This is a genomic window from Brevundimonas sp. GCM10030266, from assembly GCF_042666595.1.
Taxonomy (GTDB): Bacteria; Pseudomonadota; Alphaproteobacteria; order Caulobacterales; family Caulobacteraceae; genus Brevundimonas.
In genome coordinates this window covers 48,870-73,698 of record NZ_JBHTCY010000002.1, presented here as the reverse complement: position 1 = coordinate 73,698, position 24,829 = coordinate 48,870, and the positions used below count along the sequence as shown (strand labels likewise).

The window sequence follows — 24,829 nt, the reverse complement described above, 5'->3', positions numbered from 1 at the left end:
CCTATTTGAGCCGCGAGATGATGACGCACATCAATCCGGTCACGACCATGCCGACGCCGAAGATGGTCAACTGGATGCCGTAGGCGAGCATGGTAGCGACGCCGCCGAACTCCGGTGCGCCCTCTGTGCCCATGGTCATGGCAAGCGCCAGAACCGCCAGACCGAGAACGATCAGCACCCCACCGACGATTTTCCAGAGCATTCTATCCCTCCCAAGGTCGAGGTGAACGCTATCCGGCAGTGTCGATCTCCACAACCTCGATCCCGCCTACGAGGGATGGCTGACGTTATGGAAGGGAGGGCTCAAGCGGATTGGATCAAGCCGGCGTCTTCAAGTCCGACGCTTGGCCTGGGTAAAAAACTCTCCAACGCCGGCTTTGCTGCGTGCGCAGCGAGTTCAACGTACTTTCCAACCGCCTGGATCGCCTGTGCCCCGCCCAACGCCATGGCGTTGACTCTGGTTAGCAAGAGTTGGCACTTGGCAATATCGAGGTCGCCATCCAGTGCCTTTGAAACCTCCAAGGCTTGGGCTTGAAAATCCCTCAAGATGCCACGCTGATCTCGCGGAAGCATCGCGGCCGTTTCAACGGCTTTCCAGTTAAGTTTAGCCAGAGCGTCTCGCGTTTGCTGAACACTTTCGGCAGGCGCAGGTTGACCATCCGCAACCGCGTGATTGATCGCGGAAACGTTCACGTACACGTCCGAGATCAAACTGTTCAGTTCCTTCAGGTTGGTCAGTACGTATTCAGAACGCATTCTTTGTCGTTCGAATTTCTCAGTCACAATGGGTGAAAGCCAAGCCGCTAGGAGGGCGAGCGAAACTGTGACGATTAAAGGCGTCTCCGTGCCCCAAGCGACCCTCCATAGCGCCTTCCAGCCATGCCAGATCCGGAGCGCACAGAGTTTCAAGGTGGACCAGACAGAGGCAATCATCGGACGGTTGCCGGCGCAGACATCCCCAGCTTGCTTTGCGCATGCTGCGCCTGAGTTTCCGCTTTTGTCAGCACCGCCCCTCCAGCCGACTGGCCAGCCATGTTGATCATAGCTGTTAGCTCCGCATTAGCAGGGTCGTTAGGGGCCTGCTTGTTTGTGAATTCGATATGATCGCCGTTGCTGCAAGCGGAAAGGGCACCAGCTAGCGCAAGAGCGACAAAACCGTTTATCCACTTGGCAAGCTTAGCGTCTTTGTCTTTCAGGTTGTAACGGCCTGGCGACTGAAAACGCATTTGCGCTTCTGCTAGGGCGTCGTGATCATAGAACCGTGCGATGATCTGGTCGTAGTCGAGGCCAGTTAGGTCAGCCCGCTGCTCCATCGCGCGGTAAAGCGAGACGGCGAGGGCTAGAAGTTCCGCAGGCGGTACCAAGCTAAGAATGTCAGAGCCGTCATACTGCGGCGCATCCAGTGACACCCATGACCGGGCGTCCGTACTGTAGGCGTCGTACGCGAAGTCGAAGAAGCCTTCCGACCATCGATCTCGCCCGACCTCTGCGATAGCTGGCGGCTTCTCGAAGAACTTGACCAAGTGGGCGGGCAGTTCGAGTTTGGACCTCTTAGTCAGCCAGTTGACTTCGCGGACGGGCGTGTCAGCGAAGGGGAGACCCGCCGCGCGAATGCTCTTCTGCGGGAAGAAGGAACCGGCAACTTCGCCGAAGAGGACAGCTCCGCCAGCGCCTCGACCGGGGACAATTACCAAGTCACCAGCCATCATGCGCGTGGTCAGGTGCTTCACAGTCCGAAGATGAACAGAAACATCCGTATCGGCCGCAGTGGGGTAATCTGCGATGTGAATTGGCGTTCCGTCATCCCTGACGAAGCCCTTATTAGCCTTTACAGCAGTCGAGTAACGAATGCGTTGTCTGAGCAGACTGTCATCGGCGATTATCTCTGGCCGAAGGGCTAGCGCGGGAAACTCAAGGAAAACTACGCCAGCACTCTCGAAGGTGTCGATGTGGCTACGGTTCCGGCCAGGATGCACGATCCAAATTTTTTGCGCCGCGGGCACAACCTTTGAATTCAGGTCGACCGTTATCGTACTCATAAGCCCCCGCCCCGATTTTTCGTACTGCTACAACCGAGTCTGGGGATTTGTCGAATCTTCCCGTATTAAGTTTAAGCCCCCCCCCGCGAGCTAGCTGCTCCTCACTTCAAGTTCCACAACCTCGATCCCGAACTGGCGCGAGATCCGTTCAAACTCGGCGTCGGCCATGGCCTCAGCGTCTTGCTCTGCCTGCTCAGGATGCAGGAACTGCCGGACATAGTGCTGGGGCCCTTGTAGCCGCTCTTCGCGAGCGAAGCGCTCGCCGAACCACCCGCCGTAGATTGAGGCCTCGAACCGGGCCATGCCGCGCGCCTTGAGCGCCTGCCCCAAGCGGAAGGGCGTCAGCTTCCAGAACTCAGCCTCGGTGAGCCCTGCTTTCAGCGCTTCGTGAAGAGCCGCGCCAACAGGGTCGGGCGGCGGCTCGGAGGGTTTGCGGCGCCGTCCACGGCAGGCCTCCCTGCCGGGCCGTACTGCGCGATTTCCCACGCCTGCCAGAGTGCCTTCGTGGTCTGGACGACGGGATAGGCGGTGGGATCAGCTTGAACGTCGGCGACGCTGATCGCGCCGTCGGTGAAATGCTCGAGAAGCTGGGCCCGGGCTAGCGCCGATCCGGCCTTGCCCTTTGCGACCTTGCCGAACAGTTCGCCATAGCCTGCCGGTCCGATGGCATCGAGCCTTTCGAAGGTCAGGCTCAACGCCACCTCCCGCCCATCGGAGAGCGGGAGGCGCACGATGCCTAGGCGGGCGTCCTGCATTACGGGGTCACCGTGGCGCGGGTCGGCTTGGCCTCAGGGGTCAGGCTGTAGCTGTACGTGACGACGCCGCCGACGGAGCCGCTGATGGTCAGGACCGGGACGGCGTTGAAGACCTGGGCCTTCGTGCCGCGGATCAGGCGGAAGCCCAGCGGGGTGTTGCTGTCGCCGGCCTCGTGCAGCTTCTGCTGGGTCAGGCTGTCCGGGTCGTCCTGGAAGGTGCCCGTCAGGGGCTGGTTCGGCCGCGGTCCGGAGATCGATTCCGTCGAGCCTTCCGGAGTGTCGAAGTTGGTGGTGTCGATCCGGTTCTCACCGAAGCCGAGACCATTGGCGACGGTCACGCGATCGACGCGCTCCCAGTCCGGGGTGGAGGTGGACGACATGTCCACTTCGAGAGCGAGATAACCTTGAGCCTGCTTGGCGCCCATTGGTCAGTTCCTTTCCAAGAGAAGCCGGAGCGAGACGCGCCGACCGACCAGCGAGGGATCAGTCGTAGGCGCCGCCACCGGCCCCGTGGCGGTGACGAGAGAACAGCGCCCGCCTTCGACCGTCAGATCGTCAGGGCGGGCGTGGAAGAGGTCGCGGACAGCGCGGGCAAAGTCGCCGAGATCGGCAACCGAACCTGAAATCCTGGCATATGACCGTACGTCTTGGACGACCTCGCGGGCCGTATCTGTGAGTGTGGAAGCGTCGATGTCCGACGAAGGCGCAGCAATCACGATGCAGAACTTCTCCTGCACGGCGAGATAATCGTCCGGCGCCAGCTCCTCGAAAATAGCCGGAAGCCCGTCGAAGACGTCCAGCGCTGCGACCACATCAGGCGCACCGATCAGACGCTCATAAATGGTCTTGGTGCTGTTCATCCCTTGGCCCCTTTGACGAAGGCGTCTGTCAGGGCTCGCTGGTTCTCTTTCGCCGGCACATCCATGAACGGGCGGGCGGCGATGCGCTCGGTCCCTTCATGCAGCGGCTTGGCGTAGGCGGCGTTGGCGACGACCGATCCGACCACATCGTTTCCATCGTGCCGGACATTGGTGTCGGCGTTGGTGTTGGCGACGAGGTTTCCGAGATCGCGGGCAGGGGGCTGGCCGGGCGCAGAGGCGGTGTGCTTGCCGTACTGTCGTCCGGTGCCGGGACGGTTCAGCACGTCGGTCTTGAGGATGCGCTCGTATTCGCCCAGCGCGCCCCGCAGGCCCTTCTCAGCGGCGTCACCGGTCAGCTTGTCGAGGGCGGGGACGTCGATGGTGACGCGGGCCATCAGCGGGCCTGCAGCTTGTAGAGCGCCGCCGCCGGGTCGCCGGTCTTGGCGATAACCTCGAACGTTGCCGGGGCGAGACCCTTGGCCGGGTCAGGCACGGTGATCTTGTGGCCCTTGGCCGGGATGATCCCCGCGGGAAGACTGGCGCCGAGGACCAGCACCAGCCGGTCAGTCGCCGGGATGCCGAGCGTGAGACGGCGGTAGTCGCTGTAATCGGTCAGCAGCGCCTTGCAGGGATAGGTGGGCGCGTTGGTAGTCTTCCAGCCGCCTTGGCCATCAGGGACGCGCCCGCCGGGGATGGTTAGGGCGCCATCGCCGAAGTCGTCGCCGAAGTCGGCCAGTGCATCAGCGGCCACGCCGTCCAGAATACTCACAGCGGCCACCTCCGGATGGTGATGTATTCGTCGCAGCGACAGGCGATGACCTCCTCGGCGGGAGCGCCAAGGCTGCGGTCGCCGGGGTAGTGGAAGTGAGCGCCGCTCGGGCTGACGAACGGGGCGTCGAGGCCCCGGACCTCTTGGCCGTTCATGGCGTCGTGTGTGTCGCGCTGGCGTCCGTCGGTCGTGGTGCTCCAGCCGCGGACGATCTCCATGGCATCGACCCGGCGATCATCGAGCAGCTGCTGGAATGCCTCGCGCTTGGCGGCCCGAATGGCGGGGAGACCCTCGGTTCGGGCAATGACCTCGCCGCGGAGTTGGAGGAGGCGGGCCGAGTATCTTCCGGTGATGGTCCGGGCGGTCTCGGCCGGGATGGCGCGGCCCTCTCGGATGGCCTTGGTGATGGTGCGGTCGAAGCGTCGGTCGCGGCGGGCGCGGGTCAGATAGTGGCGAAGGGCCGCCGGGTCGCCGGAGGTCAGTTCGGCGTAGGCGGTGCGGACATAGTCACGATGCGGCCCAGACAGGCCGATCAGGCCGCCTTCCCGAGCGCCGGTGCGGGTTACCCGCCCCACAAGCTCCAAGGCGACCGACCGGGGCGACGCGCCCCGCGCCATGCCGTCGGCGAGGATGTCTCGCGCCTGCTGAACCTCATTCTCGATTAGACCGGCGATCAGGCTGCCGGCGAAGGAGCGGATCCACGTCGCGGCGCGCTGGTTGCCGGGGTCGAACCGGAAGCCGACACTCACGGCGACGGGCATCGAGGCGACGGCGCCCTGGCCGCCCGCGACGAAAGCTTCGGTGAGCTTGGCCTCCAGAGGATGGAAGGCGGCGCGGTTGAGGTTCAGGGCATCCTGGGCAGCTTGGAGGTCACCTCGCTGCAGGGCACTGATGACCCGCTGCAGCTGGACGCCTTCCTTGAGGTCGCGGACGCCCGCCATGAAGGCTTCAGCGACATCCACGCCAAACTTCGCCGCCAGCTCCCGGAAGAGCTGTCGTTGAGACGGTCGCCTTGCCATGTCGATGCTTAGGGCTTGAGGGCCCGGACGTGAGTGGCCGCCTGGGCCATCAGGTCGAGGTAACTTTCGGCTTGAGCCATGGCCACCTCCCGGATCTTTTGCTGCTCGGCGGTGCTGGCGTCGCGCAGGATGGCCTGTTGGAGGTTGTCGCCTGACGAGATCAGATCTTCCAGCGCCTCATTGGCCATGAGCATCGGCATCTTGTGCGCGGTGAAGCACGGATCGCTCGGGTCGAGATGACGGCTCATGGCCGGAACAGTGTCACAGGTCATGTCAGACCACAAACACCGCGATCTGCGGGGCGGTGAGGAACGGCGCGAGCAGTCCTTCGACGACGGCCAGACGCACCGTGCTGTCGGCAACAGCATCACCGCTGCCCTCAAAGAACTCCGTCTCAATGACGTCGATCTTCTTCCGCTTCACCTGCCTGGATGCCGAAGCGGCCGCGCTCAGCGAGCCGGGGTTCATCGCCTCGTGGAAGGCGGCGGCATAGCTGCCATGTTCGATGGCGACCGGGGTCACCGTGGACGGAATGGTCTGGCCGAGCGCTTCGGCTCCGGTCCGGGGCCATGCCCGCTCCTGTTGAAAGCCGTCGGCGGCAACGCCCACGAACCGAGACCCGTAAAGGCCGTCGATGTAGACGCTGCCGCGCTGGCGAAGGACGGCGGGCTCCGGCGCTTCGGCGGGCAGCTGGTAGCCATTGCTGGCCAACCAGTCCGAGAACCCCGCGTCTGATCCGTAGCCCGCCATCGGTCAGGCCTTGGCCTTCTCTTCGCGCGCCAGTTCGATGGCGGCGATGATGTCGGCCTTCTTGGTCGCGTCGCCGAGATCGACCGCCTCGGCCTCGGCGATGGCCTTCAGTTCGGCGACGGTCTTGTCGGCCAGCTCGTCACCCTGTCCGGGTTTCGAGCCGCCGCTGGCGCCGTCGTCGTCGTGGTCCAGCGGGTTGTGCTTGTCGAACCAGCCGGTCGCTTTCGCGGCCGCCAGTTCGCCCTCGCTGACGTCGAGTTCGGCGGACTTGCCGGCCTCGACGTAGACCAGCCCCTTGGTCGTGTGCACGCCCTTGGGGCCGGCGGTGTAGTTGGTGAACTTCGCCATGGCTTAGATCCCGTCCCGATAGGTGATGGCCTTGGGCAGGCGAACCTCGGTGCCGCCGACGTTCATGATGCCGCCGACCTCATAGGTCATGGAAGACTTCTGGAACGCGGGCAGGAACTCGTGGTCGCCCGGCAGGTGGAACTGGACGACCTCTTCCGAGGAGTCGTAGGCCGCCAGACGGTCGGTGCCCGAAGCTCCGGCGCCCTTCAGTTCGCGGATCGGCTTGAAGGCGATGTTGTCGCCGCCGTCCCGGTTGCCGCGGATGTACGCCAGGATGGTCGAGCCGGTGTCCGACATGCGGGTCTGCTCGATGTATCGCAGCTTTTCGGTCGGCAGGGCCACCGTGGTCGCGGTGTGGGTCTCGCCGGTCTGCTGCTCGACCGCGTTGACGGCGCCCCAGATGTCCCGGCTGATCTGGTCCGGGGTCTTGTTCGCCCAGGGCGTGGTCGAGCCGGTGCCGTCGGCCGCCACGTTGGCGGTCGGGACGTTCGGGTCGTTGACGAAGCCGGTCCAGCCCTTCTCGCTCGCCGCGGTGCCCGGGGCGCGGCCGGTCATGGCGATGGAGCGCTTGAAGAACTGCGCAGCCTTGCGGGCGGCGGCAGCCTTGTCGGTGCCCAGGGCGCGACCGAGCTTGGCGGCGCGCTGCAGCTCCTGCGTCGACCACTCGTAGCCGATACCCGCCAGCTGGAAGCCGCGGCTGTTCTGGTTGGTCAGGGTGCCGGCGTAGGGCATGTCAAAGCCCTTGCCCGACAGGAACTCGGCCCGGCCGACCTCGTCCATGCTGTAGAACACGGTTCCGACGTCCCACATGTCGCCGTTCGTGTTGATCGGGATCAGCCCGGTCAGGTCGGCATTCGGGTACTTGCGCATGTAGACCTGAGTCTCGATGCGATAGAGCTGCGGGGTCAGGAAGGCCCGGCCGATCTGGGCGTCGACGAAGAACTCCTGCGATTGATCGCCGAAGGTGGCGGCCAGGGCAGCGTCGAACGCGGCCCAGTTTCGGAAGGCGAGCTCGCGCTGGTTGGCGTCGAGCGCGAGGAAGGATGCGGCGTCGGTGCAAACACCGCCGGTCGCATCAGCGAAGTTGATGATCATGGTCTGATGCCCCTTAGCGCTTGGCGAGCTTGACCAGGGCCGCATTGGCGCCGGTCGTGTCGAAGGACCACCCAGTCAGGGCGGTGTTGCTGCCGACGGTGTCGACGATGGCGGAGCCGGTGTCGTAGGCCGGGGCTCCATCGGTCACGGCCTCATCGGCCGTCACCCAGATCACGCCGAGCGGCATGATCGCGACGCTGTCGTACTGCTGGTAGCGGTCGACGGTCTGGCCCGGCAGGAGGCCGAGAACCTCATGCGCGATGGAGATGCCGAGGAAGGCCCCGGCGGCGGGCGTGCGGGTGCAGCCGTGGTCGCCGACGCCGCGATAGACAGGGACGCCGAACGGAATGCCGGCGGAGTCTTCGCAGGTGCGCGAGATGCGGTTGCTGGTTTCACCGTTGGCGACCATGCCCGGATAACCGGGGGCCATGGTGTCGGTGTAGGTATCCTGATTGACGGCCATGTGCGTGGCTCCCTTAGTTCAGGCTGGCGAGACGCGCGGCGTCACGAATGGAGGCGGCTTGAACACCGCCGCCGGCGGGGGCGCTGTCGGTGATGGCCTTGCGGAGCGGGTCGCCCGGCTTCACATCGGCCGTCTTCAGGTCGAAGGCGGCGTCGACGTAGGCGTCCGACTTGTCCTTGGCGGCGTCGCCCAGGACGGCGCGCTTGATCTCGCCGTTGGTCTTGCCATCGGTGACGACCTTGGCGTCCAGCGCCTTGGCCTTGGTGACGACGTCGGCGCGTTCGGCGGCCATCTTGTCGAGGGCGGGGCCGTCGATGACCTTGGTCTTCAGGTCGTCGATCTCGGCGTCCTTCTTGGCCAGCTCCGCGTCCTTGGCCTCAATGGCCTTGGCGTGGTCGGTCTTGGCGGTCTGAAGAACGGCGCCGGCGTCAGCCAGCTTGCTCTTCAGCAGGTTGATCGCGGCTTCACCCGCGTCCGTGGTCTCGACCGGGAGGCCGTCCACGATGATGGTCTTGAGCGTCATGCGACGGTCTCCATGGTTGAGGGGCGGGCGGTGCGCATCGGGGGTGCCCCGATCCTCGATGCGGTCGTCTCCGATCCGGGTGTTTCCGGCGCGGGGATTGTTGTCGGGCAGGTAGGCGACGTGGTTGAACCGCAGCTCGCCGGCCTGCTTGAACTGGTAAGGGGTGCCGTCCGGGGCGATGCCCTCGGCGGGGACAACATCGACGGTGTAGCCAGCGGACAGGCAGCGAGCGCCGTCGTGCACCTCTTTCGCGGCGGTCGCGTCCATGATCGCCATTGGGGCGACGACGTGCTCACCGTCGCGCCGGATCACGCCGCCGACCTGGCCCACGGCGAGGTCTTTCCAGTTGGCCGCCGTAACGGCGTCCTTGGGGTGGTTGCGGGTGACCGGCCGTCCGGCCAGAGACATCATCGACGCGCTGTCGAACACGACGTCCGGGTCTCGGTAGACTCCGAAGCTCTTGGCGGCTGCGTCGCCCGTCAGGCCCAACTCGCGGCCCAGATACTGCTGGACGTTCCCGGCGCGGGAGACACGAGCCTCCCCGACGAGGAAACCGTCACGCGTGAGTTTGAGCCCCGACGCGTCGAGCGTCAGGCTGTCTTTGATGATCATCTGGACGGTCTCCGTCAGGCCGCTTCGGCGTTGGGCTCTGGCGCAATGGGCGGCGGGGGCATGGCGGCGTCCTCGTCGTCCCCGTCCTCTTCCTGCTCGGACAGCTTGCCGTACTCGTCGATGGCCGCTTCCAGACCCGGGAGGGAGCCGTCCTCGATGAACGTGTTCACCAGAGCGTCGGACAGAGCCTCGATCGGCAGCAGAGGTTCGGACGTGCCGCCGTTGCCGGCCAGCGCGCGGGCGCCGTCGGCCTTGGTCTTGAAGATGTCGGCCTGTTCTTTCTCGCTGATCTGCCACAGCGGGGAGAAGGCGAAGTGCACTTCCTCGGGCCGGGCGCCGAGTGCGGAGCGGATCAGCACCTCGTCCAGCTTCTCGACGTTCGGGCGAAGGTAGACGGTCTGCTCGGCGGCGAGGCGGTCGTAATAGTTGCGGAGGTCGCTCTCGCCGGTGGCATTCATGCCCGACGGCGCCTGACCGAGAAGACGGGTGACCGGAATGTCGGCCGCGCCGGCGGCGATCTGCAGGTAGAGCTGCAGCACCTCGGGCAGCTGGGCGAAGCTGATCTGCTTCTGCTCCCACTCCTCCTCGGCGTCCATGACGAGGGCGTTGGAGATCGACTTTCCCTGGTTGGCTAGGCTCAGGCGGGTCAGAACCTTGGTCCGGTAGGCCTCGTCGCCGACGTTGGCCATGAAGTTCTTCAGCTTGAAGACGTCGACCTTCGCCTCTTGGAGAAGCTGGGCGATGCTGGTGGACGCCAGCCCGGCGTTCTCGACCGCTTCGTCCACGGCTTGCAGGACGCTGTCGCCCCAGCCGTCCGAGAAGTTCAGGTCCAGCAGGTCGGCCCCGATGAACGGAATGACGCGGCTGGGGTGGATTTTCACGGCGCCGGAAGAGCCGGACATCTCGTACTCGGTCGGCTGGCCCCAGCCCGGCGAGGCCGGATCACGGTCGATCTGGCCGGCGCGGATCTCGTAGCGGTTGGCCACATGGACGAAGGACAGCCCACCCTGTGCGACCCGCTCGACGTCCAGCGGTGTGCTCGGCCGGTTGCTCCCGTCGCCGAGGATCAGCGCCGATCCGCCGTACAGGCGCGCCATCTGCAGCGCCCGGGCCAGCTTCGGCCAGACCTGAAGGCGCTTCTCTTCCTTCTCCAGCTTCTCGATGTCGGACTGATCAGCCTTCCAGTCCCGACCTTCCCGGACCATGTCGAACGCCGGGACGTTGACCACCTTCCGGGCGATCCAGTCGCCGCGGTACATGGTCAGCAGTTCAGGCTGCGTCAGCTCCCGCAGGTAGTGCCGCGTGTGGGTCGCCTTGTCCTTCTGCGCCCCCATGGCGCTGACGAGGTTGGCGAGGCGGTCACCGAACCACATCAGAGATTGTCCAGGCTGTAGGTCGAGCCGACCAGCATCAGCTCAGTCAGCGCCCAGACCAGCGCATCGGCCCGGTCGGGCGATCCCTCGCCGACGTAGCCGGCAGAAGTGAAGTTGCACATCTGGTCCTCCAGATCGGGGAAGTCGCCGACATGCGAAACGAGGCCCTGCTCGTAGAGGGCGGAAACTGGCTCAGCCCGGACGACCTTGCCCCGGCTGGCCTTCACGTCGTGGTAGGAGACCAGCTTGTCGGCCGTCTGGACGACGAAGCGGACCATGTCGCCGCCGAAGTTGGACTCGCCGACGACACGGTCTGCCTTGAACTCGTGATAGGCGCCGACCGCCATCCGCCCCCAGCCATCCGGCGATAGCTGGCAGGTCCGGTCGGCCAGGATGTAGGCCCGTCCGTCGACGCCCTTGCCGGCGACCACGATGCCGATGTCATCACCCCCGCCGTCGCCCTTGGTGCCTGACGGGTCCACTGCAACGACGATGCGCTGCATGGTGGGCGCCGCGTCCGCCGCGATCCGGGTGCTGTCGATGCCGGGCATGACCCGTTCATCCGGCGCGATCCGATCCTCCAGCGTCCAGAGCGCCCCGTTGACCTCCGACGCCCACTCACCGCGTTCGAAGCGCTGGCGCTTGGCCGCCGACATGCCGGCGAGGATGTCGAAGTACTTGGGCGGCAGGTTGGCCGCGTTGTCCTTCGGGTTGACCAGCATCTCTGCGTAGTCGTCCGGGTCGGGCAGGGCCTCCTTGGTGCCGGGCTTCAGCTTCTGCCGGAAGAGCTGGTGCGACCAATGCAGCTTCGAAGGCGGGTTGCAGTCGTAGTAAGCGCGAAGGGCGAGGTGCGTCCGGCCCGTGTGTGCGGCGATCTTCGGGTCAAGCTCGACATGCTGGGCGAGGCGCGACATGGCCGTCTCGATCGACGACCACGGGATCTGGCTGCTCTCGTTGAAATAGAGGGTGGCGTATTCCTGGCCGAGGATCTTCTCGACCCGCTCCTTGTCGTCCAGTCCGCCGATGACCAGTTGTGACCCGTTCGGCAGGGTGGCGACGAGGTCCGTCTCATTCTTGTCGATCACGAGGTCCGGGAAGCACAGCTTCTGGACCTTCGGCAGGGTGTCCTTCCAGATCGACGCCTTGGCGTGGTTGAACCGGAAGCGGAAGATGGCGTGCCGGCTCTCCGGCGCGTTCAGCCCCCGCTGGATCAGCGCCCGGATGATGAGGAACGTCTTGCCCGACCGGGAGCCGCCCCGGAGCATGATGTTTGAGGCCCGGCCGCCGAGGAGCTTGTTCGCCTCCCGCTGCCTCGGCGTGAGGGAGAAGGCCACCTACAGCTCGGCGTCGTCCGGCGTGATGTTGAGCGTCACCCCGCCCAGATCGACATTGGCGTCCACCGAGGACAGCTTGGGGTGCAGGAACGGCGCGGCGTCCTTCGCCACGACGTTCGCCTGCATGGCCTTGCCCAGGTTCACGACCTTGCCGGCCTCGTCGGTCGCCTGATCCCACAGGGTCCGCATCGTGGTCAGCATCACGTCGAGCGGCGAGACGCCTTCAGACAGGGCCTGCTCAGCCACCTCTTTGCGGCGGCGAGTTGCCTCGCTCACCGTTCCCGGCTTGCGACCCGCCCCCGGCCTTTTACCGCCTCGGGCCATTTTGATTTCTCTGGTTCCGTATTCAAACAATCAAAGCCCGGCATGATCCGCAGGCTGCGGTTGCCTTGGCCTTGCCGATCTCCGGACCACGCTGCGCAGCCTCCACGAGCGCGAGCGTCTGTCCTGCTGCGGCGCCGACGCCGTACCTGCGCACGACCCCGACGAACTCCTCTACGTCGTGTCCCTTGATCGCGAAGACCGGGAGGCCCGTGGTCCGGCTGAACTTCGGGGCACCGTACTGGTCGATCTCCTGACCACAGTGATAGAGCTCGTGCTCGATCAGGGCGCAGAATGTGATGTCGTCGCACTGGGCGGCGTAGCGGGCGTCGATGGTGATGACGAAGTCCGGCAGTTCGCCGAACCACGCCTCCATCTGTTGCTCCTGCCGGGCCTTGGACCACTTCGATCCTTGAAAGCGGGGCATCTCGGCCTGGCCGGCGATGGCGTTCATGTGCCGGGTCGCCATGACCGAGGTCCAGAGGAAACCGATCTCGGCGTTCTCAAGGTGGGCGTGGTCCGGGTTCCGGAGAGGGGCGCCCTCAGCGATGAATGTGGCCTTGGCCCAATCCGCCAGATCAGGCGCCGGGATGAAGGCCGGGGCGGTCACCTGATCGAATAGGGCCTCGGGTGGGTGAGGGCGCATGATCGGCTCCCCCTTGATTGGCTAACGCCGCAACCCCAGCTTCGCCATATCAACAACCATGGGGAGGCCAGAATGGCCGATCAAATCGAAGCCGGCGACATCGTGAAGCTTAAATCAGACGGGCCTTGGATGACCGTCACCAAAGTGGGCGCCATCTCTGGCATCCAGAACGCTTGGGTGGCGTGGTTCACGGGGGACGAACCTAAATCCGACCATTTCCCGCTCTCGGCGCTTACAAAAAAGCCCTGAGCCAGCCTTCGCCGTAGCTCTGCACATGGTCAGGGATGGAAACAAAGCGGCCCCGCTCTCGTGAGAGGCGGGGCCGATGAGGTGAAAAAACCCACCAACTCTCCAGCCAGACCTGCCCCGCAGGTACGTGCATGTCTAGTGGGCTGAACTAACGCGGGAATCTGGCGTTTTCCGCTGATGATCCGCCCGGGAAACGCAAGTCCCATAGTGCGCAGCGCTGTCGCCCGTCTTTGGGTTGAGCGTTTCTCGCAGGCACTTCCTGACGCGCTTACCAACCGGGACGCATTGGTCACCCTCATCGAATGCGGTGTCTCTGAGGAGAGATATCAAGAGGCGCTGAGGGTAGAGATCAGATCCGTAATGGAACCATGAAAAACGGCCCGCGCCGGGGAGGCGGGGCCGTTCAGGCGCGCGAAGCACCTATAGAGAGTGTCAGCGATTACCGTTCCCGGGTCAATGCTCAATCCTTCGATCTCGGGTGGGGGCCGGGATCATTTTTTTTGACGTTCTCCATCGGCGGAGGAGGCGGAGGCGCAGGGGGTGGCGGCGGTGCCCGGCGATCGTCGCTCATCAGGCTATCCCTTGGCCACGGGAATGAAGGGGAACTTCACCCCGCGCTGCTCAGTCCGCACTCCCGGCCCCTGAGGCTTGGGCTTCGCCGTCACGAACTGTCCGGTCGATGCGTTTCTCCCGGTGTGGTGGGGGGAATGCGGCTTCTGCTGTGGCCCCTTGGCCATGGGATATTCTCCAAGTCTTATCGAAGAAAATGACACCGACTGAGGCCGATGCAAGGACCATGAGCAAAACAAGGCCCATGAACCCTTGAGCGCGGTATTTGAACTTGTGCCGGTTTGATTTTCGGTTGTCGACGGCAGCTTCTGCATAGGCTTCGACTAGGCGTCGTCGCACGTCGACGATGGCGAGTTCCTCTGCTGCCTTCCGAGTTCGTTTCCCGGTTTTGTGAAACTTCTGAAGGCTATCCGCCCACTCCAGCAGTCTCTCTTCGTTTGGAGGCAACTTGAAGTCTCGCGCCCGCACGAGTTGGAACAAGCACCATAGGATGTTCGAGAAGATCGCGGTCGCGGACCCGAACAAAACGTAGAGAAAAGCGCTGGCAATCGTCCCCACCGGGGGCATGCGCACGACCACCTGGCTGAAAATGGCCAATACCAAGCCAAGCGCGGCTACGAAGAAAGGAAGAGAGCGAACAATGTTTTCGTCCTGCTCTGACTCTCTCTTGAACGCGGCTTCGAACACCTTCTCGAGAAATTCGTCCACATCCCCTCCTACGCTGCGGAATACCGATTAGCTGCACAGTCCAACGCAAGCCGCAAGCTTCCCGACAGCCGATGAATTGTCGAGCCGCTGGCGGTTTGGTGGCGGAGATTGATCCCCTTGCCAGCGATTTCTCGAATCACCCACACCGCGCGTCCGATCCGCTCCAGATCGGTTCGTCCCAGCGCCCCTTTGAACGTCCGGTCCTGCGCCTGGATGGCCCGCTCCAGATCAACGACAAACCGCTCCCGCTCGGCCCGCTTCTTCGCCCAGCCTTCTCCGCCGTGGATCGCCGCAGCCGCCCGGTCGAGGGCGGGGGGCGTCAGACCCTTCTCTGGATCCAGCAGCTCGTAATCCGCCCGGTAGCGCATGCCGGCGGCGTACTGTAGCTGGGTGATCGAGCCTGCGGTCAGCAAGGTTTCCAGACCATCTCGAGAGGTGATCCGCTTCCGGCCCGCATGCTCCTTCCGGTCTGACGTCTCGACCACTCCGCCGCGGGCCTCCTCCAGTGCGACCGTCTCAGCCTCTGCCGCCTTGCGGTGGGCCTCATAGGCTGCGGCGCCCAGCTCGCGTTCCAAAGCCAACAGCGCGATCCGACCGGCGCGCTGCAGCACCGGGTCCGCCGACGCCTCATGCTCGACCGCCACCTTGAAGCGGCGGGCCTGGGCGGCGTTCAGGGTGATGCCGTTGACCACCACGTCGTTGTCGTTGGCGCCCAGTTGGTGGTTGTCGTTCGACGCCCCGATCATCCGGGGTGCGGACGGCTGCTGTCGGCGCTGGCGTTTCTTTCGGATGCGGGCGGAGGTCATTGGCGCACCCCCATTTCCGCGCTCCATGATGCGCGCGCGGCCCGAACCACCTCTTCGAGTTGCCCCCATGTGATCATCGGGCGGGTCTCTATCGGCCCCTCCCAAATGAACGCCTCGTCCAGAGTTCTGGCGGGTTTGGGCGTCATCAGGATAGTTGCGGCGAGGCCTGCGATGATGCGGGCATTCTCCACGATTTGCTCGTCGTCTGCGAAGATATTCATGCGGCGTTCTCTTGGGGAGAGGGAGGGGTGTTCTGATTGGCGGCTGAGGTGGCCGCGATATGCGCGATCAGCTGGCGGCCGAGGTGTTCGGTGTAGGCAGGAGGGATGCACTCGTTCATCTCCTCCTTCGTCATCCAGTCGACGCCAAGAGCATCAGCCGCGGCTGCTTTCGAGCAGTTCCCGCCGCCGGTGACCTGAACAAAGGCGGTCATCTCGTCGAGCTGGCCGTAGTGCGGCTTGCGCTTGTCGTGGGTGAAATGGAGCGGGTGCTTCGAAGGACATCCTCCCGGGGCCGTCAGGTGGATGCTGCTCTCGAACAGCCGGTGGCGCTTCACCCGCAGGCCCGGGAACATCGTGCCGCACAGCAGTACGGGATCGAGCAGCGGCGCGCCCTGAACGTTCTCGATGATGTACGGCAGACCGCTGGCCTTCAGCATCTCACGCACCGGAGCGACCAGATCGGGGTGGCTGTCAACGGCCGCTTGCCCCGACCGCTTCGTCATCACGCTGTGGTGCTGGCAGGGCGGGCTGGCGTGGATCGCATCGAACGAGCGGAGGAACCGCATGTCGAGCGACAGTACGTCTGCCTGAATGAACGCGAACGGGTATCGGGGCTGTGGGGAGATGTCGACGCCGACGACCTCGAACCCGGCGCGGTGATAGCCCATTGCCGCGCCGCCAGCGCAGCAGAACAGGTCCAAGATCCTCATGCTGCTTCTCCATGGCTGACGGCGGGGGTGTCGTTGTTGGCCGGAGCGACCTCGATCCGGACCCGGCACCGCTCGGCCCAGCCGCCCAGCTCCTTCGCCAGCGTGGCGGCGATGGCGGGGGTTCGGGCCAGCAAGGTCCGGTCGGCGGCACGCCAACGGCAGTAGTGGTCGATGTACCGTCGGGCGAAATCCTCGTCCTTGGCTGCGACGATGGAGGTCCGAAGCTCGGTAGGGCCGTCAAAGGTGGTGGCCGGGATGGCTTCGACCTGGGCCCCGACCGCCGGGGCAGCGAACTCCTTCCACCGGTCCTTGTTCAGGATCACGGCAGCGCCGCTGGCGTACTGGCCTCCGTCCTTGGTGCTGGCCGGCAGGGCGTAGTAGGCCCGGATGGCAGCCAAGATCGCGGACGGCATTCCGCCGCGCCGCAGCGCGCCGCCAAGCGCCCTCTCGACGTCCGGCTGGGCCGACCGGCGCCGCCCATCAACGACCGGCTGGTCTTGATGCAGACGCTCCGCCAGTTGGCGGTACGAGCATCCGGCATCAGCAGCGATGGCCAAGGCCTTCGCGAACGACTTGAGGCAAGCCACGCCCCCTTGGGGGTTAGGGGGTCTTTCTTCTTCTGGTTCTGGTTCTGATTGGCTAGGTTCTGGCTGGCGTACCGCTTTGTTTTTACGCGGTTTGCCTGCGATTTCGGCCTGTTTATCCTGATATTTTCTCGTTTCTTCGGTGAGATAATCTGCCCGAAAGTTCGAGATAATCCCGTCTTCAGCCGCCAGCTTTCCCGCAGCGATCAGCTCGGCGCGGATCGCGGTCCACTTCCTGACGCTGCATCCGAGCTGGCCGGCGATGTACCGGGCGTCATCGGGAAGGCGCCCGTCGCGCATGTAGATCAGGTCGAGGACGATGGCGTAGGCGCCCTTCGTCTCGAACGAGAGGCCAATAGTCCCTTCGAGGAAGTCGCGCGGGAAGCGCTTGTAGTAGGGGAGGCTCATCGGTCCCCCTGGAACGAATAGACCTCACGCCTCTCCGGCGGCCCGGACGCATCCGGCTGGGCGAAGTTGTCGTTGTGGGCGAGGTTGCCGAAGGTGGTGGTCTCGTCGTTGAAGGCGAGGCGCACCGTGCCGATAGGGCCGTGGCGCTGCTTGCCGATGATGACCTCGGCCTGGCCTTGGGCCTGCTGCATCTTCTCGGTCCACTCGAGGTGCTGCTGGCTGCCGGGCTTCGGTTCGGCGCGACCGAGGTAGTAGGCCTCGCGATAGACGAACATCACGCAGTCGGCGTCCTGCTCGATGGAGCCGGATTCCCTTAGGTCGCTAAGCATCGGGCGCTTGTCGTCCCGGCTCTCGACCTGACGCGACAGCTGGGACAGGGCGATGATCGGCACGCCCAGCTCCTTGGCGAGGGCTTTCAGGGCGCCGGTGATGACGGACACCTCCTGCACCCGGTTTCCGCCCTTGGCGTGGTCCGTGGTGAAGAGCTGCAGATAGTCGGCGACGATCAGGTCCAGACCGGTCTTGCGGTGCTGGCGTCGGGCCCGGGCGCAGAACTTGGCGATGTGGATGCCGCCGGTCTCGTCGATGTGGAGCGGGATGGCCTCCAGTTCGGCGCGGGCGTCACGGATCAGCCCGACTTCGCGGGCGTCGATCTGGCCCTTGCGGATGCGGTCGTTCGAGATCCCGGTGAAGTCCGAGATAATGCGGAGGGCCAGTTGCTCCTTCGACATTTCCAGCGAGCCGAAGAAGACCCGGCCGCCGGCCACGGTCTTGCGACCATCCGGGGCGTCGGGGTCTTCCACGAAGCGGTAGTGCCGGGCGACGTTGAAGGCGATGTTGGTGGCCAGCGCCGTCTTGCCCATCGACGGACGGCCCGCGAGGATCAGCAGGTCGGACGGGTGAAGCCCGCCCAGCTTCTGGTCGAGGTCCGCCAGATGCGTCGACAGGCCCGTCAGCTTGCCGTCGCGCTCATAGGCGGCGATGGCCATGGCGATGGCGCCGGACATGGCCTCCGAGAAGCTGGCGACGCCCTTGGCCTGCTCACCGGCCTCGGCCAGGGCGAACAGATCGCTTTCAGCCTTGGCGACGTGCTGTTCGGAGGTGAGTTCGGGGTCAGCCGCGGTCGCGGCCAAGTTCTGCCCGATGCGGATCAGGTCGCGCCGGACAGCGAGGTCATAGACCGACCGGGCGGAATCGAGGGCAACCTTCGCCGGTGGCGCCTGTTCGACCAGCTGGTTGAGGTACTTCAGCCCGCCGAACTCGGAGAAGGCCGGATCATGCTTCAGCGTGTCGCTCAGCAAGGAGGGCTCGGCGGAGCGACCGGTGACAGCCGTCTGAACGATCAGGTCGAACAGGCGCTGATGAAACGGCTCGTGAAAATGCGCACCTCGAAGGCGTTCAGGCACACGGTCCAGCAGCCCGTTGTCGTAGAGCAGCCCTCCGAGGAGGTCTTGTTCTGCCTCCAGATTACAGGGCAGCGATAGGGTCTGGTCGCGGAGGTCCATCAGGCGTCCCCGAGCAGGTGGTTGAGCTGCGGCTTCAGAACGCAGTCCGTCGTGCAGGTCATCACCTCCCACGCGGATTGCATCGGACATTCGCGCTCGAAGGTCTCCCGAACACTCGGAAGCCACGACAACGCGGCTGACAAGCTGAACCAAGGGCCAGCCAGAACGGCGTGGTGTTTGGGCCCGACAGCGAGAATGTACGTCATCATTTCGGGCAGCCCTTGTCATTGGCCACCTGAGCGAACACCTGCTCAGCCCGGGCTCGGGCGAGCTTCTGAGGCAGGATGTTTCGCCCGGCCTCATAGGCCTGCTTGGACAGGAGGGAGGCCGCCGAGGGCTCGCCGTGGACGAGTACCAAAACGGCGCGCATCGACCCAGCCAAGCACTCAGTGAAGTAGGCGTGGTCGTCGTTGGCGACCTTGCCCATCCCAAGTGCGATCAGAGCGTCGGCCTGTGCCTGCAGCTCACGCTGTCGGGCAGTGCGATCTTCCTTGACGCTGGCGCGTTCGCGGCCGCGGTCGAGGCGTTCGACCATCATGTTCTCACGGCGGTTCACGCTGCCACCGCCAGAGAAGGGGCGGCGCGGCGCAGGTGGGTGACGTCCGCATGGCTGACGGTGCTGTGGTCGCGACCGAAGAACAGGCCGATTGCCTCCACCGAATAACCGGCGTCACGCAGCGCGCTCATGGCGTGTTGACGGGCGCGGACGACGTTCGGTCGGCGGGTGTCCTCGCGCAGGCCACGGACAGTCAGGCCATAGAGGCGCGAGACGTCTGCGACGATGACGCAGCCCGATGAACCGACGGTGGCGATGTGGCCCTTGGGGCGATGGTAGGTCTTGCTCACGCGACCCAGTCCTCATTGTCGTTGCTGGCCAAGATCACTCGACGCTTGGCGGTGTTCAGTGCGGCCTCGACCGCGGTCATGCCCCCGACATCACGGATGGCGCGCAGGGAGCCTTCGATCCTGACGGTCTCGGTCAAGATCACATCGGCCTTGAGGGCCGCCGTGCGGATGTCGGGGGCGGCGGTCATGCGGCCAGATCCTCTACGGCGAGGATCCGGAGCGAGACCGGGCCGGGCGGGACACGACCGGGGCGGCGGCGGTCCGACGCCTCCTTGATCACCGCCAGGGGCCGGCCAGTCGTCGCCAGCTTGGCGTGCCGGGTGCAGTAGGTCTCGACGGCCTTGTTCGCGCCTTCGATCACCGGGGCGCCGCAGCACATCTGCCGGGCCGGGCGCTCTGGCTCTCCGACCGGCCAGGAACACTGGAAGCGGCCGCGCTCGATCAGCGGGATCGCCGTGTCGTTCGCAGCTTCCGCGAATGCGTCGACGCGCTTCTGGCCCTCGGCGGCGGCGACCTTCCGGCGAGCCTCCGCTTCGGCAGGGGTGACCGTCGGGACGAAGTTCTCCGGCGGCGTGGGCTTGGGCGGCTTCGGCGCGCGCACCGGGCGCGGCGGGCGGACGGTGCGAACGGTCGGCGGCTTGGCGGCCTGCTCACGCCCCGACAGGCCGAGCCGATGAATCTTCCCGATCACGGCATTGCGAGAGAAGCCGCCGCCGAGTTCTCGGGCGATCTCGGAAGCGGAGCGGCCTTCGATCCAGCGCTTCTTGGCGAGGGCGGCCCGTTCGTCGGTCCAGTTGGTCATCAGACCTCTCCCAGGGCGGAGAGGTACAGGTCGAGGATCGCTTCGGCTTCTTGGCGCTTGGCCTTGTCCATGCGGCGGATGCGGACGACCTGCCGAATGATCTTCGTGTCGTAGCCGTCGCCCTTCGCCTCGGCGAGAACCTCCTTGATGTCGGTCGCCACAGCGGCCTTGTCTTCCTCAAGGCGTTCGATGCGGTCGATGATGGACCGCAGCTTGCCCTGCGCCGTGGCGGTCAGAACGTCGGGGGACGAGTCGAAGGTGGCGTCGTCAGCCATGGTCAGGCTCCTTGGTGGGTGGCACCGCGCAATGCGGCATGGGTGAAATCTCTGCGGGCTTGACGCTCGGCTCCGACGGCCCGGCAGCGGCCGTGACGGAGGGCTTCGGCCTCTCGGTCTTGGGAGGCGGCGTGGAAGGCGAAGAAGTCGTTGTCGTTGGCGGGCAGGGGGAGGCCTCCGCGCGTGACGAACAGGGCGCGCTGCTCCGGCATGGGGGAGGTGAAAGAGCCGCACTTCGGACAGTGGAGGCGGGTCATCAGATGAACCTCGCCGTCAGGTCACGATTGGCCCGGCTGGCGATGTCGCCTTGGTCGAAGACGCGGCGCTTGTTCAGATCGCCGCCATGCTTCGCGCCGATGGCTTTCACCGGCTCTGAGAGGCGAGACAGGTCGTCAGCGTCGAGGTTCAGCCAGTCATTCGTGAGCGCAGCGATTTCCACCATCGCTTCGGCGGCCTTCTCGATCTTCGTGAAGACACCCGTGCGGTTGGTGAGCGTCAGACCCGTGGGGACATGGCTGATGACAAAGCCGCGCTCGTTGACGCTCCGGTGGGCGCAAAGCAGCCCGTAGCGGTAGGCCTTCACAGGACGAAGGCCACACCGGCGCGTCAGTTCGACGGACTCGTACTGACAGAGGTCGAGGGCGCTCACTGGACCCACTCCCGCTTCTTCGCCGGGAGGGGCTTGTCGAGGTGGTCGGTGTTCGGGACCGAGGTCTTCAGCCAGGATTGGAGGTCGCGGCGCTGGACCTTGCGGAAGCGGTAGGGTGCATGCCCCCAGAATCTGGCCAAAGCCGGATTGGGGTCGCCGTTGTCCACTCCAACTAGCGTAAGCGCGGGTCCACCGGTTGGATGGAAGAACACCGTTTCGACGATGTAGGTGCGCCCCACCATTGAGGGTTTCCGATCCATGCGGATGCAGATCACCTCGTCGCCCGGCTTGAAGTCGCACATCAGGCAGCCCTCCCAACGATGGACAGGACGTCATCAGCCTCGGCCTTCACGCCGAGCGCGGACAGGCGCAGCTTGCGGCGTTCAGCTTCGGTGAGCGGCCCATCGGCCAGCGCCTCGCGGACCTCGCGTTGCAGCCCGGCAGCGGCCTCGGTGGCCTCCGACGATGCGGTCAGCAGGCAGGTTTCCTCAGCCTCATCCTCAGCCAGCAGCAGGTCGATCAGTTCGGCCCGCTCGGCGGCGTTGGCGACGGCGAGGAAGCAGTGAACGGGCAGGGTGGTCCGGGGGCGCTCGGCGCTCTCGTACAGGCTCCACGCGCCCTTGTTCTTGAGCCCGGCCTGTCGCGCCGCTTCCTCGGTCGAGCCGATGCGCTGGCGCATGCGCTTGGTCAGGGCCTTGATCCTCGGGATGCTCATTGGCGGGTTCTCAAAACGTTCGGTGGCGGTGTTTCAGCGACGGCGGGCCGCGCTCAGGCGACAGGAGTGGCGGGCAGTTCAGAGGTGGCGGTGTGGTTGTCGTTGGCGTTCGAATGTTCATGGGGCTGGACCCCGACGCCGACGGCTGGGCGCTGCGCGAGGTGCAATCCCTCTGCGGCCTGATGCTCGGCGGTGAGGCGGTCGAGAGTGGCGACGACGCCGTCGACGACGGGGATGTCCCGCTCCGCCCGGTCCGCCAGCTGACGGATCAGCGACCGCGCCTGAGGCTGGTTGTCCAGTTCGGCCAGCGCGTTGGCGGCGATCACGTCAGCCATGAAGCGGCGGGCGGTCTGGAGGATCTCGCGGGTGATGCTCATGCGTCACCTGCGGAATGGGTGGCCCCGACCGGCGCGGGGGAGGGGAGGCCGGTCGGGGCGCGCAGCACCGGGCAGGGGAAGGGTCGGTGCTGCGTCGGGGAGAAGGTCGCCATCGGTCAGGCGGCCCCAATGCGGAGAACGAGAGCGATGGAGACGACGCCCGACAGCGCGGCCAAAACTGGCCATCGACGCTTCTCCGGGAAGCGGAAGAAGGTCGCGACCGCGTACCCGAAGTTCGACGCGTTCATGGCGAGCAGGATCAGCGACAGCATCTACGCGGCCTCCGAATGAGGGAGGGTGTCGTTGGCGGCGTCGGAAGCGCGGAAAGCCTCGACCATGGCCACGTCGGGGTTCAGGTCGCGCGCGCGGATGCGGCCGCCGGACAGCTTTTCGATTTCCAACGCGACGCGCACGCTGGCCGACTGGGAGCGCTCCAGATCGCTGACGTGACCCTTGCTTCGAAGGCCCACCTTCGCGGCAAAGGCTTCCTGAGAGAGCCCCAGTTCTTTACGGAGAGCGACGATGTCCATGGCCAAGGGTTCGCATATCCCGAACTTACGTGCAAGCGGATAGTTCGGACTACGGCTGACGACATCGGTCTAGCGGGATCGCACAATGCGAACATGGCCAAGAAGTTGAAACCCGCAGACCACTACGACGACCTGAAGCAGGCCTCGGGCTGGTATCTCGCCGCATGGCGCGACGTGAAGGGTCTCTCCCAGCAAGCCCTGGCTGATGCCATGGAGACGTCCAAGGGGCAGGTCAGCGATCTCGAGAACGGGGCCATCAACAAAAAGGGACAGCAGACCCGATACAACCGCGACTGGTTGGAAAAGGCCTGCGCGGCCCTTGAGGTCGCGGCTGGTGACCTGCTCGATACCAACCCGGCGAGGGAAGAGCCCAAGTACGCGGCATTGCGCCGGGCGTTCCCCGGACTGTCGGAAAAGGACGCCGAGACGGTCAGCCGCCTAGCAGACGACCTGAGGGCACGAGCCTGACGGCCAACTGATCAGTGCTGGCACGGTGTGAGAAGTTTCGTTTTTGAGGGCTTGAAGAATGAGCGAGACTGACGGCGGTTCGCCCGAAAACTCGAAACCAAAGCCGCCACCGCTGATTAGCAGCGGCGAAAAAGCCGCGCTTCTGGCCATCATGGAACTTTCGACGGCAGTAAAGCACCTGGCCATGGCCCAAGTTCGAGATGAGGACGTGGCTGGGCGCGACGAAGATCTAAAAACCGTCGTGAAGTGCATCAATCAGGTGCACAGCCTCATGGAGAAGTTCCTCGCTGGCGAGAAGGTGACGCTTGATGCCTAGCTCGGAGGAAATCATGGGCCAGCGTTCCGCGGACTTGCTCTCTCAGATGCAGCGGTTGCAAACCGGCGGTGGAGGGGGCACTTCTGACGGCATGGAGCCCCGCGTCGCGAAACTGGAAGCCGATGTCGGCCATATCCTCACGACCTTGAGCGACCTCAAGGCGGGGCAGGGCGCGGCGTCCAAGGATCTGACTGACCTGAAGGTCGGCCAGACCGAGTTGAAAACGACGGTCGGTCACCTGCCGTCGAAGGAAGACATCTCGAAAACGATCAAGGATTGGGCGCTGCTAATTGGCGCGATCCTTGCGGCGATCAATGTGATCGGGCTCCTGATCATGCGGTTTGTGCCGACCGGGTCGTGATCCACGCCCTCCCGCCTGATCCCCCGCCCTTCATTGGCCGGGCTACCGTGATCGACGGCGACACCATCGAGATCCACGGCCAGAGGATCAGGCTTTGGGGGATAGACGCCCCTGAAGGCCGGCAGACCTGCACGCGGGGAGGGGAGACCTACCGCTGCGGCCAGGAAGCGGCGAACAACCTTGCGCGCCACACCGGCGAGTTGGTGGTCGAGTGCGAGCCTCGGGGCCGACCGGACCGATACCGTCGCATCGTGGCCCGGTGCGTGACCAAGCGGCAGCACGGCGGGGATCGCTGGTTCATCGTCGATCTAGCCGCCCAGCAAGCGCGGGACGGATATGCGCTCGACTATCCACGATACAGCGACGGCGCCTATGCGGTGGCAGAGGCTACAGGTCGGGACGCGAGCGCCGGGATGTGGGCCGGCGAGTTCCAGAGGCCTTGGGAATGGAGGTCGAGATGATTGACTGGCAAGAACCGCCGTCGGGATATGAGCGCTTCGTGGAAGCGAACGGCCCCGACGCGGCGGTCCCCATCATCTTCGGCGATGCCCCCTACATCATCTCCCCGCATTCAGCCGAGCGGTTCGGTAGGGTCGAGATGGAGTGCATGGCGCACGACGACCATTCGCTCACGGACTGTCGCCCGCTCGCTGAGATGCCCCAAGGTCGAGGGCTTGGCGAATACGCCGTGCGGGAGGCCCACAGGGTCGGGCGCACCCCGCAGTGGCTGGAGGGCGGCCGGCGTTACAAGGTCATGCTGTTCTTCAAGGATCCGAACCAGGGCGATTGATACAGAAGGCCTTGGGAGTGGAGGGCGCGATA

At 65.0% G+C, this 24,829-nt stretch carries 43 protein-coding genes; 6 read left to right on the top strand and 37 right to left on the bottom strand.

Annotation, left to right across the window (positions count from 1 at the left end):
- Position 1: 1 nt before the first annotated feature.
- The 20 genes from ACFQQC_RS06960 to ACFQQC_RS06865 form a co-directional block, all read right to left on the bottom strand.
- On the bottom strand, positions 2-202 hold the full coding sequence (locus ACFQQC_RS06960) for a hypothetical protein (RefSeq protein WP_376861050.1): 201 nt from the start codon (positions 200-202) through the stop codon (positions 2-4).
- Between the two features lie 101 nt (positions 203-303).
- The gene (locus ACFQQC_RS06955; protein ID WP_376861048.1) at positions 304-756 is read right to left on the bottom strand and encodes a hypothetical protein; all 453 of its coding nucleotides are present in this window, start codon (positions 754-756) and stop codon (positions 304-306) included.
- A gap of 173 nt (positions 757-929) precedes the next feature.
- Entirely contained in the window at positions 930-2,039 is a 1,110-nt protein-coding gene (locus ACFQQC_RS06950) for a hypothetical protein (RefSeq protein WP_376861046.1), read from the bottom strand.
- 90 nt (positions 2,040-2,129) lie between these two features.
- Positions 2,130-2,342 (bottom strand): hypothetical protein, encoded by a 213-nt coding sequence (locus ACFQQC_RS06945; protein WP_376861044.1) that lies wholly within the window; start codon positions 2,340-2,342, stop codon positions 2,130-2,132.
- Positions 2,343-2,416: 74 nt separating this feature from the next.
- Entirely contained in the window at positions 2,417-2,734 is a 318-nt protein-coding gene (locus tag ACFQQC_RS06940; RefSeq protein ID WP_376861042.1) for a hypothetical protein, read from the bottom strand.
- A gap of 59 nt (positions 2,735-2,793) precedes the next feature.
- Positions 2,794-3,174: a hypothetical protein gene (locus ACFQQC_RS06935; protein ID WP_376861040.1), complete on the bottom strand. Its 381-nt coding sequence runs from the start codon at positions 3,172-3,174 to the stop codon at positions 2,794-2,796.
- Positions 3,175-3,222: 48 nt separating this feature from the next.
- A complete protein-coding gene (locus ACFQQC_RS06930; protein ID WP_376861038.1) occupies positions 3,223-3,654 on the bottom strand; it encodes a hypothetical protein in 432 nt (143 codons plus the stop codon).
- Complete coding sequence (locus tag ACFQQC_RS06925) at positions 3,651-4,049, bottom strand: hypothetical protein (RefSeq protein WP_376861037.1); 399 nt, start codon at positions 4,047-4,049, stop codon at positions 3,651-3,653. Before ACFQQC_RS06925 ends, ACFQQC_RS06930 begins: the two co-directional genes overlap by 4 nt.
- On the bottom strand, positions 4,049-4,423 hold the full coding sequence (locus tag ACFQQC_RS06920) for a hypothetical protein (RefSeq protein ID WP_376861035.1): 375 nt from the start codon (positions 4,421-4,423) through the stop codon (positions 4,049-4,051). Before ACFQQC_RS06920 ends, ACFQQC_RS06925 begins: the two co-directional genes overlap by 1 nt.
- Complete coding sequence (locus ACFQQC_RS06915) at positions 4,420-5,385, bottom strand: phage minor head protein (protein ID WP_376861033.1); 966 nt, start codon at positions 5,383-5,385, stop codon at positions 4,420-4,422. Before ACFQQC_RS06915 ends, ACFQQC_RS06920 begins: the two co-directional genes overlap by 4 nt.
- Before the next feature lie 65 nt (positions 5,386-5,450).
- The gene (locus tag ACFQQC_RS06910) at positions 5,451-5,690 is read right to left on the bottom strand and encodes a hypothetical protein (RefSeq protein WP_376861031.1); all 240 of its coding nucleotides are present in this window, start codon (positions 5,688-5,690) and stop codon (positions 5,451-5,453) included.
- A 25-nt stretch (positions 5,691-5,715) separates the two neighbouring features.
- On the bottom strand, positions 5,716-6,192 hold the full coding sequence (locus ACFQQC_RS06905; protein ID WP_376861030.1) for a DnaT-like ssDNA-binding protein: 477 nt from the start codon (positions 6,190-6,192) through the stop codon (positions 5,716-5,718).
- Positions 6,193-6,195: 3 nt separating this feature from the next.
- Positions 6,196-6,540, bottom strand: coding sequence for a hypothetical protein (locus ACFQQC_RS06900; RefSeq protein ID WP_376861028.1), 345 nt, complete (start codon positions 6,538-6,540; stop codon positions 6,196-6,198).
- Between the two features lie 3 nt (positions 6,541-6,543).
- Positions 6,544-7,635 (bottom strand): DUF2184 domain-containing protein, encoded by a 1,092-nt coding sequence (locus tag ACFQQC_RS06895; protein WP_376861026.1) that lies wholly within the window; start codon positions 7,633-7,635, stop codon positions 6,544-6,546.
- A gap of 13 nt (positions 7,636-7,648) precedes the next feature.
- Positions 7,649-8,098: a hypothetical protein gene (locus tag ACFQQC_RS06890; protein WP_376861024.1), complete on the bottom strand. Its 450-nt coding sequence runs from the start codon at positions 8,096-8,098 to the stop codon at positions 7,649-7,651.
- Between the two features lie 13 nt (positions 8,099-8,111).
- Positions 8,112-9,233, bottom strand: coding sequence for a DUF2213 domain-containing protein (locus ACFQQC_RS06885; protein WP_376861022.1), 1,122 nt, complete (start codon positions 9,231-9,233; stop codon positions 8,112-8,114).
- Positions 9,234-9,247: 14 nt separating this feature from the next.
- Complete coding sequence (locus ACFQQC_RS06880; protein WP_376861020.1) at positions 9,248-10,606, bottom strand: DUF1073 domain-containing protein; 1,359 nt, start codon at positions 10,604-10,606, stop codon at positions 9,248-9,250.
- The gene (locus ACFQQC_RS06875; protein WP_376861018.1) at positions 10,606-11,940 is read right to left on the bottom strand and encodes a phage terminase large subunit; all 1,335 of its coding nucleotides are present in this window, start codon (positions 11,938-11,940) and stop codon (positions 10,606-10,608) included. The genes ACFQQC_RS06880 and ACFQQC_RS06875 overlap by 1 nt, the downstream gene beginning before the upstream one ends.
- Positions 11,941-12,216 carry a hypothetical protein gene (locus ACFQQC_RS06870; RefSeq protein ID WP_376861017.1) on the bottom strand — a complete coding sequence of 92 codons (276 nt, stop codon included), beginning with the start codon at positions 12,214-12,216 and terminating at the stop codon, positions 11,941-11,943. It abuts the gene before it with no gap.
- Between the two features lie 70 nt (positions 12,217-12,286).
- On the bottom strand, positions 12,287-12,907 hold the full coding sequence (locus ACFQQC_RS06865) for a putative metallopeptidase (protein ID WP_376861015.1): 621 nt from the start codon (positions 12,905-12,907) through the stop codon (positions 12,287-12,289).
- A 72-nt stretch (positions 12,908-12,979) separates the two neighbouring features.
- Between ACFQQC_RS06865 and ACFQQC_RS06860 the strand changes: the two genes are divergently transcribed.
- On the top strand, positions 12,980-13,156 hold the full coding sequence (locus ACFQQC_RS06860) for a DUF2158 domain-containing protein (protein WP_376861013.1): 177 nt from the start codon (positions 12,980-12,982) through the stop codon (positions 13,154-13,156).
- 621 nt (positions 13,157-13,777) lie between these two features.
- On the opposite strand, the gene ACFQQC_RS06855 is transcribed toward ACFQQC_RS06860, so the two are convergent.
- The 17 genes from ACFQQC_RS06855 to ACFQQC_RS06775 all read right to left on the bottom strand — a co-directional run bounded on the left by ACFQQC_RS06855 (position 13,778) and on the right by ACFQQC_RS06775 (position 22,862).
- Positions 13,778-14,434 (bottom strand): hypothetical protein, encoded by a 657-nt coding sequence (locus ACFQQC_RS06855; protein ID WP_376861011.1) that lies wholly within the window; start codon positions 14,432-14,434, stop codon positions 13,778-13,780.
- 8 nt (positions 14,435-14,442) lie between these two features.
- Positions 14,443-15,240 (bottom strand): hypothetical protein, encoded by a 798-nt coding sequence (locus ACFQQC_RS06850; RefSeq protein ID WP_376861009.1) that lies wholly within the window; start codon positions 15,238-15,240, stop codon positions 14,443-14,445.
- Entirely contained in the window at positions 15,237-15,461 is a 225-nt protein-coding gene (locus ACFQQC_RS06845) for a hypothetical protein (RefSeq protein WP_376861008.1), read from the bottom strand. The genes ACFQQC_RS06850 and ACFQQC_RS06845 overlap by 4 nt, the downstream gene beginning before the upstream one ends.
- Positions 15,458-16,171, bottom strand: coding sequence for a DNA cytosine methyltransferase (locus tag ACFQQC_RS06840; protein ID WP_376861007.1), 714 nt, complete (start codon positions 16,169-16,171; stop codon positions 15,458-15,460). The genes ACFQQC_RS06845 and ACFQQC_RS06840 overlap by 4 nt, the downstream gene beginning before the upstream one ends.
- On the bottom strand, positions 16,168-17,163 hold the full coding sequence (locus ACFQQC_RS06835; RefSeq protein ID WP_376861005.1) for a DUF1376 domain-containing protein: 996 nt from the start codon (positions 17,161-17,163) through the stop codon (positions 16,168-16,170). The genes ACFQQC_RS06840 and ACFQQC_RS06835 overlap by 4 nt, the downstream gene beginning before the upstream one ends.
- A complete protein-coding gene (locus ACFQQC_RS06830) occupies positions 17,160-18,668 on the bottom strand; it encodes a replicative DNA helicase (protein WP_376861003.1) in 1,509 nt (502 codons plus the stop codon). The genes ACFQQC_RS06835 and ACFQQC_RS06830 overlap by 4 nt, the downstream gene beginning before the upstream one ends.
- Positions 18,669-18,873: 205 nt before the next feature.
- Positions 18,874-19,203 carry a hypothetical protein gene (locus tag ACFQQC_RS06825; RefSeq protein WP_376861001.1) on the bottom strand — a complete coding sequence of 110 codons (330 nt, stop codon included), beginning with the start codon at positions 19,201-19,203 and terminating at the stop codon, positions 18,874-18,876.
- A 17-nt stretch (positions 19,204-19,220) separates the two neighbouring features.
- Entirely contained in the window at positions 19,221-19,514 is a 294-nt protein-coding gene (locus tag ACFQQC_RS06820; protein WP_376860999.1) for a helix-turn-helix domain-containing protein, read from the bottom strand.
- Positions 19,511-19,702: a hypothetical protein gene (locus ACFQQC_RS06815; protein WP_376860997.1), complete on the bottom strand. Its 192-nt coding sequence runs from the start codon at positions 19,700-19,702 to the stop codon at positions 19,511-19,513. Before ACFQQC_RS06815 ends, ACFQQC_RS06820 begins: the two co-directional genes overlap by 4 nt.
- The gene (locus tag ACFQQC_RS06810; protein WP_376860995.1) at positions 19,699-20,316 is read right to left on the bottom strand and encodes a GcrA family cell cycle regulator; all 618 of its coding nucleotides are present in this window, start codon (positions 20,314-20,316) and stop codon (positions 19,699-19,701) included. The genes ACFQQC_RS06815 and ACFQQC_RS06810 overlap by 4 nt, the downstream gene beginning before the upstream one ends.
- Complete coding sequence (locus ACFQQC_RS06805) at positions 20,316-20,591, bottom strand: DUF2312 domain-containing protein (protein ID WP_376860992.1); 276 nt, start codon at positions 20,589-20,591, stop codon at positions 20,316-20,318. Before ACFQQC_RS06805 ends, ACFQQC_RS06810 begins: the two co-directional genes overlap by 1 nt.
- Before the next feature lie 256 nt (positions 20,592-20,847).
- The gene (locus ACFQQC_RS06800) at positions 20,848-21,240 is read right to left on the bottom strand and encodes a hypothetical protein (protein ID WP_376860990.1); all 393 of its coding nucleotides are present in this window, start codon (positions 21,238-21,240) and stop codon (positions 20,848-20,850) included.
- Positions 21,237-21,542: a hypothetical protein gene (locus ACFQQC_RS06795; RefSeq protein WP_376860988.1), complete on the bottom strand. Its 306-nt coding sequence runs from the start codon at positions 21,540-21,542 to the stop codon at positions 21,237-21,239. The genes ACFQQC_RS06800 and ACFQQC_RS06795 overlap by 4 nt, the downstream gene beginning before the upstream one ends.
- The gene (locus tag ACFQQC_RS06790; protein ID WP_376860987.1) at positions 21,542-21,955 is read right to left on the bottom strand and encodes a hypothetical protein; all 414 of its coding nucleotides are present in this window, start codon (positions 21,953-21,955) and stop codon (positions 21,542-21,544) included. The genes ACFQQC_RS06795 and ACFQQC_RS06790 overlap by 1 nt, the downstream gene beginning before the upstream one ends.
- Before the next feature lie 53 nt (positions 21,956-22,008).
- Complete coding sequence (locus tag ACFQQC_RS06785; protein WP_376860985.1) at positions 22,009-22,332, bottom strand: hypothetical protein; 324 nt, start codon at positions 22,330-22,332, stop codon at positions 22,009-22,011.
- 116 nt (positions 22,333-22,448) lie between these two features.
- Positions 22,449-22,604, bottom strand: a complete 156-nt coding sequence (locus ACFQQC_RS06780; RefSeq protein ID WP_376860983.1) for a hypothetical protein — start codon at positions 22,602-22,604, stop codon at positions 22,449-22,451.
- Positions 22,605-22,862: a helix-turn-helix domain-containing protein gene (locus tag ACFQQC_RS06775; protein ID WP_376860981.1), complete on the bottom strand. Its 258-nt coding sequence runs from the start codon at positions 22,860-22,862 to the stop codon at positions 22,605-22,607.
- Positions 22,863-22,955: 93 nt separating this feature from the next.
- On the opposite strand from ACFQQC_RS06775, the gene ACFQQC_RS06770 reads away from it, so the two are divergent.
- The 5 genes from ACFQQC_RS06770 to ACFQQC_RS06750 are packed head-to-tail and all read left to right on the top strand — an operon-like array spanning position 22,956 to position 24,797.
- Positions 22,956-23,330: a helix-turn-helix domain-containing protein gene (locus ACFQQC_RS06770; RefSeq protein WP_376860979.1), complete on the top strand. Its 375-nt coding sequence runs from the start codon at positions 22,956-22,958 to the stop codon at positions 23,328-23,330.
- 58 nt (positions 23,331-23,388) lie between these two features.
- Positions 23,389-23,646, top strand: coding sequence for a hypothetical protein (locus ACFQQC_RS06765; protein WP_376860977.1), 258 nt, complete (start codon positions 23,389-23,391; stop codon positions 23,644-23,646).
- A gap of 13 nt (positions 23,647-23,659) precedes the next feature.
- On the top strand, positions 23,660-24,007 hold the full coding sequence (locus ACFQQC_RS06760) for a hypothetical protein (RefSeq protein WP_376860975.1): 348 nt from the start codon (positions 23,660-23,662) through the stop codon (positions 24,005-24,007).
- Entirely contained in the window at positions 24,004-24,468 is a 465-nt protein-coding gene (locus ACFQQC_RS06755; protein ID WP_376860973.1) for a thermonuclease family protein, read from the top strand. The genes ACFQQC_RS06760 and ACFQQC_RS06755 overlap by 4 nt, the downstream gene beginning before the upstream one ends.
- Complete coding sequence (locus ACFQQC_RS06750; RefSeq protein ID WP_376860971.1) at positions 24,465-24,797, top strand: hypothetical protein; 333 nt, start codon at positions 24,465-24,467, stop codon at positions 24,795-24,797. Before ACFQQC_RS06755 ends, ACFQQC_RS06750 begins: the two co-directional genes overlap by 4 nt.
- The last annotated feature ends 32 nt before the right edge of the window (positions 24,798-24,829 follow it).